Origin of the sequence: Salinibacterium sp. NSLL17, assembly GCF_015864935.1 — a bacterium.
Taxonomy (GTDB): domain Bacteria; phylum Actinomycetota; class Actinomycetes; order Actinomycetales; family Microbacteriaceae; genus Rhodoglobus.
In genome coordinates, this window is the sequence record NZ_JADYWH010000001.1 from 1,346,253 (window position 1) to 1,359,166 (window position 12,914).

General features: G+C 59.9%; 15 protein-coding genes. 2 read left to right on the forward strand and 13 right to left on the reverse strand.

The window, feature by feature from the left end:
- Nucleotides 1-20: 20 nt before the first annotated feature.
- Together I6E51_RS06605 and I6E51_RS06610 are read left to right on the forward strand one after the other, a co-directional pair.
- Complete coding sequence (locus tag I6E51_RS06605; RefSeq protein WP_197105930.1) at nucleotides 21-626, forward strand: ATP-dependent Clp protease proteolytic subunit; 606 nt, start codon at nucleotides 21-23, stop codon at nucleotides 624-626.
- Between the two features lie 2 nt (nucleotides 627-628).
- Nucleotides 629-1,303: an ATP-dependent Clp protease proteolytic subunit gene (locus I6E51_RS06610; protein WP_100388715.1), complete on the forward strand. Its 675-nt coding sequence runs from the start codon at nucleotides 629-631 to the stop codon at nucleotides 1,301-1,303.
- A 67-nt stretch (nucleotides 1,304-1,370) separates the two neighbouring features.
- Here the strand turns inward: I6E51_RS06610 and I6E51_RS06615 are convergent, their stop codons facing one another.
- The 13 genes from I6E51_RS06615 to I6E51_RS06675 all read right to left on the reverse strand — a co-directional run bounded on the left by I6E51_RS06615 (nucleotide 1,371) and on the right by I6E51_RS06675 (nucleotide 12,896).
- Complete coding sequence (locus tag I6E51_RS06615; RefSeq protein ID WP_197109775.1) at nucleotides 1,371-2,024, reverse strand: urease accessory protein UreD; 654 nt, start codon at nucleotides 2,022-2,024, stop codon at nucleotides 1,371-1,373.
- Between the two features lie 78 nt (nucleotides 2,025-2,102).
- Nucleotides 2,103-2,864, reverse strand: coding sequence for an urease accessory protein UreG (ureG, locus tag I6E51_RS06620; RefSeq protein WP_197109776.1), 762 nt, complete (start codon nucleotides 2,862-2,864; stop codon nucleotides 2,103-2,105).
- Entirely contained in the window at nucleotides 2,857-3,531 is a 675-nt protein-coding gene (locus tag I6E51_RS06625; protein WP_197109777.1) for an urease accessory protein UreF, read from the reverse strand. Before I6E51_RS06625 ends, ureG begins: the two co-directional genes overlap by 8 nt.
- Nucleotides 3,531-5,234: an urease subunit alpha gene (locus tag I6E51_RS06630; RefSeq protein ID WP_197109778.1), complete on the reverse strand. Its 1,704-nt coding sequence runs from the start codon at nucleotides 5,232-5,234 to the stop codon at nucleotides 3,531-3,533. Before I6E51_RS06630 ends, I6E51_RS06625 begins: the two co-directional genes overlap by 1 nt.
- Nucleotides 5,221-5,571, reverse strand: a complete 351-nt coding sequence (ureB, locus tag I6E51_RS06635) for an urease subunit beta (RefSeq protein ID WP_197105925.1) — start codon at nucleotides 5,569-5,571, stop codon at nucleotides 5,221-5,223. Before ureB ends, I6E51_RS06630 begins: the two co-directional genes overlap by 14 nt.
- A 14-nt stretch (nucleotides 5,572-5,585) precedes the next feature.
- Nucleotides 5,586-5,888, reverse strand: coding sequence for an urease subunit gamma (locus I6E51_RS06640; protein ID WP_197105924.1), 303 nt, complete (start codon nucleotides 5,886-5,888; stop codon nucleotides 5,586-5,588).
- Nucleotides 5,888-6,904: a HoxN/HupN/NixA family nickel/cobalt transporter gene (locus I6E51_RS06645; RefSeq protein WP_197218710.1), complete on the reverse strand. Its 1,017-nt coding sequence runs from the start codon at nucleotides 6,902-6,904 to the stop codon at nucleotides 5,888-5,890. The genes I6E51_RS06640 and I6E51_RS06645 overlap by 1 nt, the downstream gene beginning before the upstream one ends.
- A 39-nt stretch (nucleotides 6,905-6,943) precedes the next feature.
- Nucleotides 6,944-7,840 (reverse strand): 2-hydroxy-3-oxopropionate reductase, encoded by an 897-nt coding sequence (locus I6E51_RS06650; protein ID WP_197105922.1) that lies wholly within the window; start codon nucleotides 7,838-7,840, stop codon nucleotides 6,944-6,946.
- The gene (locus I6E51_RS06655; protein ID WP_197105921.1) at nucleotides 7,837-8,688 is read right to left on the reverse strand and encodes a hydroxypyruvate isomerase family protein; all 852 of its coding nucleotides are present in this window, start codon (nucleotides 8,686-8,688) and stop codon (nucleotides 7,837-7,839) included. The genes I6E51_RS06650 and I6E51_RS06655 overlap by 4 nt, the downstream gene beginning before the upstream one ends.
- Nucleotides 8,689-8,697: 9 nt before the next feature.
- On the reverse strand, nucleotides 8,698-9,576 hold the full coding sequence (locus I6E51_RS06660; protein ID WP_197105920.1) for a carbohydrate ABC transporter permease: 879 nt from the start codon (nucleotides 9,574-9,576) through the stop codon (nucleotides 8,698-8,700).
- A gap of 9 nt (nucleotides 9,577-9,585) precedes the next feature.
- Nucleotides 9,586-10,452, reverse strand: a complete 867-nt coding sequence (locus tag I6E51_RS06665) for a carbohydrate ABC transporter permease (protein WP_197109780.1) — start codon at nucleotides 10,450-10,452, stop codon at nucleotides 9,586-9,588.
- A gap of 109 nt (nucleotides 10,453-10,561) precedes the next feature.
- On the reverse strand, nucleotides 10,562-11,884 hold the full coding sequence (locus tag I6E51_RS06670) for an ABC transporter substrate-binding protein (protein WP_197109781.1): 1,323 nt from the start codon (nucleotides 11,882-11,884) through the stop codon (nucleotides 10,562-10,564).
- A gap of 52 nt (nucleotides 11,885-11,936) precedes the next feature.
- The gene (locus I6E51_RS06675; protein WP_197105917.1) at nucleotides 11,937-12,896 is read right to left on the reverse strand and encodes a nucleoside hydrolase; all 960 of its coding nucleotides are present in this window, start codon (nucleotides 12,894-12,896) and stop codon (nucleotides 11,937-11,939) included.
- Nucleotides 12,897-12,914: the final 18 nt, after the last annotated feature.

The window sequence follows — 12,914 nt, forward strand, 5'->3', positions numbered from 1 at the left end:
AACTGAAATGGAGCGCAACAATGGCCCAACCGGCATTGGTCTCGAGCATCTTCGACCAACTCCTCAAGGACCGCATCATCTGGCTCGGCTCAGAGGTGCGCGATGCAAACGCGAACGAGATCTGCGCAAAGATCTTGCTGCTCGCCGCAGAGGATCCCAAGCGCGACATCTACCTTTACATCAACTCACCCGGTGGATCCATCACCGCGGGAATGGCGATCTACGACACGATGAAGTTCGTGCCGAACGACATCGTCACCGTCGGCATTGGCCTTGCCGCCTCGATGGGGCAGTTCCTGCTCTCCTCGGGCACCAAGGGCAAGCGCTACATCACCCCCAACGCGCGCGTGCTCCTGCACCAGCCGTCGGGTGGATTCGGTGGAACCGCTGCAGACATCCAGACTCAGGCTGGCGTCATCCTCGATATGAAGAAGCGCATGGCCGAGCTCACCGCCGAGCAAACAGGCAAGAGCGTCGAGCAGGTTCTCATCGACAACGACCGTGACAACTGGTTCACGGCCAAAGAAGCCCTCGAATATGGCTTCGTCGATCACCTCCGCGAATTCGCCTCCGACGTAGTTGGCGGCGGCGGAACTGAAGACAACGCAACCGGCAAGAAGGACTAATTATGGAGAACTTTAACCTCGGAGCACAGGCTCCCGCCGGCATTGGTCGTCCGGATGCTGACGCTCGTTACATCTTGCCGACGTTCGAAGAGCGCACGGCCTATGGCTACAAGCGTCAAGACCCATACGCGAAGCTGTTCGAAGACCGCATCATCTTCTTAGGTGTGCAGATCGACGACGCTTCCGCTGACGACGTTATGGCTCAGCTTCTCGTTCTCGAGAGCCAGGACCCTGACCGCGACATCGTCATGTACATCAACTCACCCGGTGGCTCGTTCACCGCGATGACGGCGATCTACGACACGATGCAGTACATTCGTCCGCAGATTCAGACCGTTGTTCTCGGCCAAGCTGCGTCAGCGGCTGCCGTGATCACTGCCGGTGGAACCAAGGGAAAGCGTTTGGCTCTGCCCAACGCTCGCATCCTCATCCACCAGCCCAGTGGTGGTTCTGAAGGCTCAAGCCAGGCTTCGGACATCGAGATTCAGGCTCGCGAGATTCTGCGCATGCGCGGATGGCTCGAAGAGACCCTGTCGTTCCACTCGAACCGCACCCCTGAGCAGATCAACAAGGACATCGAGCGCGACAAGATCCTGAGCGCAGCTGAGGCAATGGAGTACGGTCTCATCGACCAGGTACTCACGAGCCGCAAGACGCTTCCGGCGATCACGAGCTAGTTCTACGTTCTCAACGTTACTGAGGCCGTTACCCATTGCGGGTGGCGGCCTCAGTGCGTTAACTGCGTTACGCCAAGGCCCAATCTCGCCACACGGTATCGAGCGGCGAGAGGTGGGTTTCTCGTCCAAGCCACCGCGCAAGACCTCCCGGCTCCTCGAAATCGAGCACGACTGCATTGAGATCGATGTACGACGCGGGTGCCCGCACGCCAGCAAGCAACACAGTATCCATGACACGCTCGGCACCAAGGTGACCCCAGACGGGTGCGCTTCCATCGAAATCTTGCTGCTCAATCAACACGGGGACAGCGTTTGCCGAGACGGAGGTTCGGGTCACCACCCGACCGCCTTTTTCCCCTTCGCGCCCTAACACAAGAGTCTCCCGAATGAGCGCTACAGCGCCTTCATCCAACTCGACGTCAAGGACCCGCTCGACGCAGGCGCCGTCGGCGATGATGAACGGGAGGGTTGCCCAAGACAATTGGGCTCCAGCCTGCAGCCGGACCTGAATCGTCATGGTCGCAGACTGCCCCTCACCGTCGTACGCAACCATTCCGCCAATGTCTTCGAGGGTGAGGAGGCAACCCGCGCCGACCGTAATTTCGATCGCAACGGTGTCGCCGCCGAGCAGGAGCGCGCCCCCGGCGACCAGAGCGACATCCGCTGACTGATCCGTGCAGGAGATGAGTCGCGGTATGAGTATCCCTGCCCTTAAATCCACGCGCGCGTTTCCTGACTCGTTCGCGTTTACCGAGACTCGCGTGACTCGCGAAGCCGCATCAGACTGCACGCGAAGGCCTTAAGCTCTCACGGGATGGTCATGGTCATGGCCGTGGTCTGAACTGGGACTGTGGGTGTGAACCACAGCTTGGCCGCCCTCATCGAGGTGACTGTGCGGCGCCATCGGACCGGGGTCTTGGGGGCTGTGGGTTCCGGAGCGATAGGCGGCGAGCATCTCAAGCACCCACAGCCGTAATAGGGCAATCGAGTTGTCATCCGTTCGCGACAGGGCGATAACGGGCCGACCTTCGCGCGCGTGAGTTGCGTCAGAGACCATCGTCGCGACATCAACGCCGACGTAAGGCGCAAGATCTGTCTTGTTCACGACGAGCAGATCGGCGCGGGAAATGCCCGGGCCACCCTTGCGGGCTACATCGCCGCCGCCGGCGACATCAAGCACGAAAATTTGCGCGTCTACGAGGGCGGGAGAGAACGTCGCCGTCAAGTTGTCGCCGCCGGACTCGATGATGACAATGTCGAGGGGAGCGAAGTCGGCTTCAAGATCTTCGGCAGCCAGCAGGTTCGCCGTCACGTCATCGCGGATCGCTGTGTGCGGGCACGCTCCTGTCTCCACAGCACGGATTCTTTCGGGATCCAGTACTCCAGCAGACCGCAGGAATCGCGCATCCTCATCCGTATAGATGTCGTTGGTAATGACACCCAGTCTCAGTTCCTCACCAAGGGAACGACACAGAAGTGCGATGAGCGACGACTTTCCGGTTCCCACTGGACCGGCTATTCCCAGACGTAGTGCGCGGGAGGGCGCGTTTTTTTCAGGCACGGAACAACCTCTTCTTCATAACGGAGTGAGCCTCAGCCCACCCCTCGGCTTGCGGAGCGCCCAAGGCGGGGATCGCCTCAGGCGTAGTGATAAGTGAGAGCTGATGGACAAACGGTTCGGCTACTTCGCAGGCATTGAGCACCCAGGTAACCACTGTGGCGGGGTCGATCGGGTCGAGCTTGAGTACGGCGGATGCTGCATTCTGAACCTCTTCGTAGACGACAAGACGAACCAGGTCGGCTGGCTTCATCAGGGCGGTTGCCGCGATCGCTCCGAGCACGACGGCCCGGGGTGGCTGTCGCAGCTGAGCGCAGAATGCAATTGATGCGCTGCTCGGCCACACGGTGCGGCCGATCCTTGTGTAGCCGCGACCGAGGAGTCGGGAAGCGTCGCGCAATGCCGGGCTAGGGGTTCTCGCCGCCCAGGCCGCGATTAGAGCGTCTATCCCCGACGGCGCGGCTTCGCTGATGAAATGATGCCGTGCCACTATCGCCGTTCCGGCTTCGACGAGTGTTGTCGAGCGTGTTTTGCCGGCAAGGAACGAGGGGATGTCGTCTCGCTTGAGCACACCAAGCAAAGCAGGTTCCATTCCCGCCGAGTGAGTGTGTCCGCCGGTGGGCAGGCGCGCATCAGCGAGGAGCATCGCGAGCGTCCCCGAGTCGACCATTAGAACATCGTGTAGAGCTGAGCGAGGGGCAGGGTATCGACGGGAGCGGGCGCGACAAGTTCGTCATCGATCGAGATCGCGAAGGTATCCGGACGAATATCGATCTTCGGTAGCGTGTCATTGTTCTTCAGGTCATGCTTGGTCACTTCCCGAGTGGACTGCACGGCGACGACGGTGCGCCCAAGTCCCATCCGTTCCTCAAAGCCGTCATCAATTGCGGCCTGCGCGACGAACGAGAGTGAAAGTCGGTCGCCAATGGCATCCGCGAATGACGGTCGCATGAGCACCGGCTGCGGGGTAGGGATTGAGGCGTTGGGATCGCCGAGAGCGCCCCACGCCAAGCCGCCTCCCTTGATGACAACTTCTGGCCTAATGCCGAAGTATCGCGGATCCCACAGCACCAAGTCAGCCAACTTGCCTGGCTCGATGCTCCCTACTTCTTTATCGATTCCGTGACCGATGGCGGGGTTGATTGTGTATTTAGCGATGTAGCGCCGTGCGCGTTCGTTGTCGGCGGGGTGCGCGGCGCCGAGCGACCCGCGCCGTGCTTTCATGACGTGTGCAACCTGCCACGTACGGGAAATAACTTCGCCAATTCGGCCCATCGCCTGAGAGTCTGACGACGTGATCGACAGAGCTCCGATGTCGTGGAGGATGTCCTCCGCCGCGATCGTTGTTGCGCGAATTCTGGACTCAGCGAAAGCGAGATCCTCCGGCACCGACGCATTCAAGTGATGGCACACCATCAGCATGTCGAGGTGTTCCGCAACAGTATTTATGGTGTGGGGGAGCGTCGGGTTCGTTGATCCCGGGATGACATTGGGCAGAGACGCGATCGACAAAATATCGGGCGCGTGACCGCCGCCAGCACCTTCAACATGAAATGCGTGGATGCCGCGTCCACCGATCGCATCGATCGTGGACTGCACGTAGCCGGCTTCGTTGAGCGAATCGGAGTGCAAAGCGACCTGTAGACCGAAGGTGTCGGCTGCCTCAAGAGCCGCATTGATCGCTGCAGGTGTCGCGCCCCAATCCTCATGAATCTTGAAACCACCAGCACCGGCTAACGCCTGTTCCTTGAGCGCCTCTGGCGAGACGGTGTTTCCCTTGCCCAGCAGGAGCAGATTCACCGGCAGGCGATCCATGGCGCGGTGCATGGTTTCCAGATGCCACGCGCCGGGGGTGACAGTGGTGGCCTTTGATCCCTCGGAAGGCCCGGTGCCGCCACCGACCACGGTAGTGATTCCTGTGGCGAGCGCTTCATGAATTTGAGAAGGGGAGATGAGGTGAACGTGAGAATCAATACCGCCGGCGGTGAGGATGCGACCCTCTCCCGAGATCACGTCAGTCGAAGGGCCGATCACGAGCAGAGGATGCACGCCGTCGGCGATGTCAGGGTTTCCTGCACGGCCTAACGCGACGATTCGTCCATCTCTGATGCCGACATCCGCCCGCTGAATGCCCCACCAGTCAAGCACGATGGCATTCGTAATGACGGTGTCTAGCGCGCCTTCGGCGCGAGTGCGCACGCCTTGAGCCATAGACTCTCGAATCGATTTGCCGCCACCGAATACGGCTTCTTCTCCACCAACGGTGAGATCGCGCTCGATTTCGATCCAGAGGTCGGTGTCGCCGAGGCGTATCTGGTCGCCCGCAGTAGGACCATAGATTGCTGCGTAGCGTTGTCGGTCAATGAATACCATCGAGTTGCTCCTTGCCTGCATGCGAAAGTTGGAGGCCGGGAATGCGCCTCGCTCCCTGAATTGCGACCGCGTCGAGTTCTCGAGAGGCGCCTGGTTCGAATCGTTGCGATGTTCCCGACGGGATATCGAGCCGGAAACCGTGGGCCGCTTCGCGGTCGAAGGTGAGGGCGGCGTTCGCGTCCGGCAGGTGAAGATGAGACCCGATCTGGATAGGCCGATCTCCAGAGTTGAGGAAGACAACGCGAATACGCTCAGCCTCCGTGCGGTCGGCATTCAGTTCGATGATTCCCGGTCGAATTCTGAAGGCGCCCGGCCCTTCGGAGCGTGCACTAGCCATGATCTATCTCCCTTTTACTGGATGGGATGATGCAAGGTGACGAGCTTGCGACCGTCGGGAAAGGTTGCTTCGACTTGAACGTCGCGGATCATGTCGGCGACACCGGGCATCACTTGTGCGCGCGTGAGCACCTCCCGGCCTTCGTCCATGAGGTCGGCGACGAGTGCGCCGTCACGGGCGCGTTCGATCACCCAGCTGCTGAGCAAGGCGATGCTCTCGGGGTAATTAAGGATGACCCCGCGGTCGAGTCGCTCCCGAGCGACCATCGCCGCAACGCTGAGCAATAGTTTCTCGGTATCGGCAGGAGTGAGATGCATCAGACGCCTTCTTTCATCATCGGCTGAGGAGTAACGAATGCAGAGGTGCGATCGCTGTGTGATCGTCCGATTGCCAGCACAACAAGCCAGCCAACAAGGATGAGCCCCGCTAGTACGAAGCCAAGAGATGACACTTCGGCACCCGAGATCCAATTCAGTACACCCGCAGTTCCTCCGGATGCAGTAACCGCCGAAGCGAGCTGCACGACACCGACAACAACCGCGACGGTGACAGCAACGACAGTCATTCCGACGCTGAAGGCTCGTTGGACGCGTGAGGAGCGCGAGCCTGGTCGGTAAACGCGGCTCGCCATGAGGCCTTGAAGGGTATCCATCGCGGTCATTCCTGCTGCGAACAGAATGGGAAGCGCGAGCACAGCCCACAGCGAAGTAGACGAGAGAGCGGCTGCGCCCAACAGGACGAGAAGCCAGATCTCTGTGGCGGTATCGAGGCCGAGTCCGAACAACAGACCGACTACGTACATTCGACTTGGTCGATCCACAGCCTTATCGAAACGTCCGAGTAGCCAAGTGACGGGGCCACGAACTCCGTGACTATGGGAACGGGTGAGCGCAATAATGTTGGCAGCGGCGATGACGAGCAGGAAGACTCCTGAGATCGTGGGGCCGTAGACAGTCGTGGTGAACTGAACCGCTGAGCCGTCAGCTGCCATGGCGGTTTCCAGTGCCTGCCCGAATGCCATAAGAAGCACGCACAGGACCGTGACGATCGTCGAATGCCCCAGCGCGAACCAAAAACCGACGGTGCCGCGCGCTTCGCGGGGCGACGTCGCGAGTCGTCGGGTCGTGTTGTCGATGGCGGCGATGTGATCGGCATCAAAAGCGTGACGAACTCCCAACGCGTAGGCGGTGAGCCCGATTCCGAGAGCGACGGCCAACCCGCTCGCTGCGCCCGAGGAGTCCGCTGCTGACGGCGCGCTCGCGAGAACGAGCGCGCCGAACCCGACGACGTGGAGCGCAACGATGGCACCGAGAACGCCCCAGGGGCGGTTCATGCGTGTGGTCGTGGCAGACCGTGACGGCAGGCTCACGACTTATCCCTCGGTCTGATCGTCACTGCGACCGGAGAGTTCACTGACGAGGGTGAACAATGCCGAATGATCGAGGTCGCCGTCGCCGCGGGCTTTGAGCGAACCCATGAGCTGCGCCACCACGGCTCCGAGAGGAATAGCGACCCCCGCCTCCCGTGCCGCAGCCGTAACGATTCCCAAGTCTTTGTCGTGCAAGGTCACACGGAAGCCCGGTGCGAAGTTTCGCGAGAGCATGTTCGGAGCTTTCCGCGAGAGAACTGTGCTGCCGGCAAGACCTCCCGAAAGCACCTTCACTGCGGACTCCATGTCTACTCCGTGGGCTTCGAGGAAGACGAGAGCTTCGGCGACGAGTTCCATCGTGCCGGCCACGATGAGCTGATTTGCAGCCTTTACCGTCTGACCAGAACCTGACGGGCCCACGTGAACGATCGTTGATCCAACAGCGTCGAAGACGGTGGAAGCCTGAGCGAAAGCCTCGGCTGATCCTCCGACCATGACGGATAGTGCACCCTCCACAGCTCCCGCCTCACCACCCGAGACCGGCGCATCGAGCATATGAATCCCTGAGCTCGCTGCTTCTTCGGCCAACCGGATAGCAACATCCGGTCGAATCGTCGAAAAGTCGATGACGAGGGTGCCCTGCGGCACACGTGCGAACACGCCGCTTTCGCCGCTCAATACAGACTCGACATCGGGGGAGTCCGGCAGCATCGTCACCACAATTTCGGCGCCGGCGATCGCTTCTTCGACGCTCTGTGCGCCTGACCCGCCCTGCGCAATGAACGTGTCGACGGCGGCACGGCTGCGGTTAAACCCTGTGACGTCGTGGCCAGCGGCAACCAAGTTGGCCGCCATAGGCGCGCCCATGATGCCGAGACCGATGAATGCAATTTTTGTCATAGTGAAGAACCTCTCGTTACTGAAACTGTGATCGATGGGAAATCATTGAGATTGGCGATGCTGGCTTGAGTGTCGCCAGTGGACGGCTTGTACTCGAGCGCGACCGCCCCGGTATAGCCCTGCTCGGTCAATTCGCTGAGATAGCGGTCTAGATCGAGCGTTCCGGAGCCGGGTTCTCCTCGGCCAGGGAAGTCCGCGATTTGTACATGCGCAACGGATGAGGCGTGACTCTTGATAGCGGCTGAAACATCATCCCCGTTCGCGGCTAAGTGGAAAATATCGAGCAAAAAAGCAACGTTCGAGTGTCCGGATGCCCGGACGCGATCTACCACCGCGATAGCGTCCGCCGCGGTGCGCAGCGGATAAGGCTTGGGGCCGCTCACGGCTTCGATGAGCACTGTCGCCCCGATGGTGGCGGCAGCGTCGGCGGCAAAGCCGAGGCTCTGGATGGCGAGCTCATCCTGTGCTTCCGGAGTCGAGGTCTCGACTCGGTTTCCATAGAGCGCGTTGAACGCTCCCACGTTGAGGCGCGAACCGATGGCCGTTGCGATTTCCACGCTGTCGCGAAATTCTGCTTGGCGGTCGGGAAGAGAGAGGACACCGCAATCGGGCCCGAAAAGGTCACCAGCAAAGTAGTTGAGTCCGACAAGCTTCGCTCCGGAATCGTCAATAGCCCCGACAAACTTGTCGACGTCGCTATCAGTGGGCGAAGCAGAATCGAACGGCCACCAATATTCGATCGAATCGAAACCAGCGTTATAGGCGGCGGCCGGCCGCTGGAGGAGGGGCAACTCTTGGAACAGCAGCGAGCAATTGGCGACGTAGGTGGAACGTTGGGGGGAGTTCATGCGATGTCCTTACTTGAGTCCGGAAGAAGCGAGGCCCTGCACGAAGAAGCGCTGAGCGAAGAGGAAGAGGAGGATCAGTGGCACTGTGGCCACAGCGGCGCCCGCGAACGTCAAGCCCCAGTTGGGCAGCTCACCCGCAGATACCGACTGGGCAATGGCGACCTGAATGACCTGGTTCTGAGAACTTTGCACGACCGTCAACGGCCAGAGGAATGCGTTCCACGAGAACAAGAAGGTCACGAGGCACAGAGTTGCCAACGATGTGCGCACGTTGGGAAGGATGATCGACCAGAACACCCGGAAGTGTCCTGCGCCATCGAGTCGTGCCGCCTCATCCAACTCCATCGGGATCTCTTCGAAGGCTTGCTTCAGAAGGAAGAGCCCGAAAACGCTCGAGACCCAGGGAAGCGCGACCGCGAGGAGCGTGTCTTGCAGGTTGAGGCCAGCAATTACCCCATACATCGGCACGACAAGCGCTTCTGCTGGAAGCATGAATGTTGCGAGGATCACCGCGAAGACCACGCCGCGGCCCTTGAACGAAATTCTCGTCAACGCATAGGCAGCGAGGGTGCAGACCACCAGGGTGCCGCCCACTTGGATGAACGCGACGATGAGCGAATTGACGAGAGCGAGACCGATTCCTTTTTCGAAAAGCGCCACAAAGTTGTCGATCGTTCCGCCGACGGGAAGAAATACCTTCCACGAGAGCGGGTTAAGATCATCGAAGATCGCGGTCTGATTTTTGAATGCAGACGACACCATCCAGAGGTAGGGCAGGAGGAATGCGCCCACGATGATGGCAATCACCACAAACGAGACGCCGAAGCGAGCGATAGTCATGGGGAGTCGGCGAAGCTGATGTGGTTCCGCTATGCGTTGAGTAGTCATGGCGTCCTCCTAATAGTTCCAACGAGTGCGAAGTAACCGCATCTGGATCAAGCTGATGATGATGGCGAAAGCAAGCACGACGAGCGCCATTGCGGAGGCGTAGCCCGGCTGCTGAAGAATGAACGCCGTCTTGTAGATGTGATAAATGATGAGGTTCGTCGTGCCCTGAGGGGCGCCACCCGTCATGATGTACGCCGGCGCAAATGCTTGGAGTGCGAAGACAGTCATCACTACGACAATGAACAGGGTCGTGCGGGAGAGCAGCGGAAGAGTGATGCTGAGCGTGCGACGGAGGGGCCCGGCTCCATCCATATGTGCTGCCTCGCTGAGCTCGGCGGGAACTGCTTGCAGTCCACCGAGAAAGAGAACGGTTGCCAGGCCCACTTGTTGCCAGACGGTCATCACGATGATGGCGGGGAGTGCTTGGGTGGTGTCGGTGAGAAAACCTGCGGACGGAATTCCAACTGTCGCGAGCACCGAGTTGATCAACCCCGTCTCATTGAGCAGGAACGTCCAGAGTGTCGCGACGACAACCGACGAGGTGACAACGGGAAGAAAGATCATGGTGCGTACGAGAGCCCGAGCGGGCAGCTTGCCGTTGAGAAAAACCGCCAGTGCGAAGGACGCAGGGACGACAAGAACAAGGACACCGAGAATGAACGCGAACGTGATCAGCAGCGACTGGATTGTCTCTGCATCCGTGAAGATCCGGATGAAGTTGTCCGCACCGACGAAGGTTGCGTTGTCGGGGCTGAAAAGGCTGTAGTCGAGCACGCTGCTGCGAGCCATGACTGCCAGCGGAATGTATTGAAAGACCAGCAGAAGCAGAAGGAACGGGGTGAGGAAGGCAAGCGCAGGTAGTGCGCCCTTCCCCATCGCGCTCTTCGATCTGCGCCTGGGCGGAAGCGAAGTGCTTCCGCCCAGGTCTCTGACCGCGAGCGGCGTGGAATCGATCGGGCCAGAATGCATGACGATGTTTCCTGTTCTACTTCGAGAGGATCGGGTCGAGCTTGGCGACTGCCTGATCGAGCTCAGTCTTCGGATCCGCTCCATAAGCGATGTTCTTCAGCGCTGCAGTCACGTAGAGGTCATACGCGTCGAAGTGCGGTCCGGGAGGACGCGGTACGCCCCACTCCTGGATCTCTTCGACGGGAATGTTCAACGGTGCTTCGCTGAGCGAAGGCAGTGCTTCGGTCGTCGACACCAACACTGGAATCCGGAGGTTGTTCTCAACCCAGTCGAGGTACTGGTCACCGGTGTCCATAGCGACAACGGCCGTGGCCGCGGCCTCCGCGTTGTTCGAACGTGCGGTGACGCCGAATGTAACAGCGCCGGTGTGCACAACAGGGGTAACGAGATACGGCGTTGGGCTCACGCCGAAGTCCACTCCCGCGTTAGTAAGAGTCGTAGCGTTGGAGCTCACTTCGAGGTCGAAGCACGCCTTGCCATCGATCAGCGCATTGGGAAGACCAGTCTTCGACGTCACAGCATCCGGGCCTTCGAACAAGTTCTGGTAGAAGGTCGCACCCTCGATAGCTTCAGGCGTGTTCAGCCAGCCATCGACAGTGGTTCCGTCGTCAGAGATTGCATAGAACGTCTTGTACGCCGATGATGACTCAGGAGCAGTGGGGTCTCCCATGCTGCGCAAGAAGAGCTGATCGCGGTACGACGTTCCCGGGGTGCCGTCTCCGAGTCGTGACGGTGCGAGACCGTACACGGTCGACCCAGCAGCCTCGGTTGCCGATACCTGGCAGGTCAGCATTGCGGCTTGCGCCTCTGGCCATGTCCACGCGGTGTCAAGAGAGGTGGGAGGTGTGATGCCGGCTGCATCAGTCAGCTCCTTGTTGAAGTACAAGGAGAGAGTGTCTTGCTCGTTGCCGGGCGAGTAAACCTGGCCGTCCCACGAGTTCTCCGTCAACGTCGCTGACGTCACGTCGTCAAACCAGCCATCGGGCAGGTAATCGTCAAGGGGAAGCAAGAAGCCCTGCGATGCGTAGGACGCGGTGCTTGGAGCGTCGAATCCGACAATGTCTGGCGGGTTCGACGACGGTGCGAGCACCGCGATCTTTGCTGCCAAGTTGCCGAACGGAACTTCGTCCACGGTGAAAATGACGCATTTGTTGGCGGCTGTGTAGGCATCCAATTGCTCGTCAGTGGGGGAGTTGTTTTCTGCGCGGAGTACGGAGAGTTCGGTTACGCCGTCCTCGCAGCCTGCGATGGTGGGGGTGGAGCCGGCAGAACATCCGGCGAGAGCCATAATGGCTACCGTCCCGACCGCCGTGCTCAGTGTTGCGATGTTGCGTTTCATTGTTTTCCCTTGCTTAGGTGGAGCGAAATATTCGAAACGTGAAGAGCAGTGGTTATCGCTGGATAGAGACACACTCCTTCAGCAGTCGATAGAAGACGTCAGCGTTCGCCGTCAATGCGACGTAGGCGTTCGGTTCTTCTATGCCTCGGTGACGAACGTCGATAACAGTCCTGCCGAAGGTGCGCACTCCTGTTGTCTCGATGCCGACGTGAAGGTGGTTAAGAGGAAGGACAGCGGGGTCGAGCAGATACGCGATGCAGACGGCATCGTGAATGGGGGCGCTGTCGGGAATCGCCTGTGGCTGGCTTTCATCGTGGGCGACGATGCGCTGTTGGATACAGATCGCGGTCGCCAGACCAGCGGGGGTACTGAGAGCGTGAAGCTCGGATGCCTGTGCTCCGGTGACGAGTGCGTCGTGCGTCGCGTCGAGGGGAACCAGAACAATTCGCTTGAAGCCGGCTTTGAAAACGACGTCAGCAGCTACGGGGTCATGCCAGATGTTCGATTCTGCCGACGGCGTTGCGTTGCCGAAAGCGTGCGCGCCACCCATGATGACGATCTCGTCGACCTTCTCGATGATCGAGGGGTCGAGGGTGATCGCAGCCGCGATGTTTGTCAGTGGACCGACTGGCACCAGCGTGATGGGTTCAGTACGAGCTCGCAGCGTCTCGACTAACCACTCGACAGCGCCCTGCGTTTGAGCAACCGAGGTGGCGGGCGGGAGGTCGAGTTCCTTCGGGTGCATCTTTCCGCCGCTGTGATCGTCCGAAGGGCTGGGCTGCGGTACGCCGATAGGGCCGAATGGCTCATCGAGTCCCCGATAGACAGGGATGTCGGAGCGGTTGATGTAGTCGAGCACGCGAAGCGTGTTGTCAGTCGTATTCTCGACCGGACGATTGCCCCACACGGTGGTGCACGCAACGAGGTCGATCTCTGGCGATAGCGCTGCCATCATGATTGCAATCGCGTCGTCAGTTCCTGTGTCGACATCGAGGATGATTGACCGTGGCATGTAATGTGCTCCTTCTTG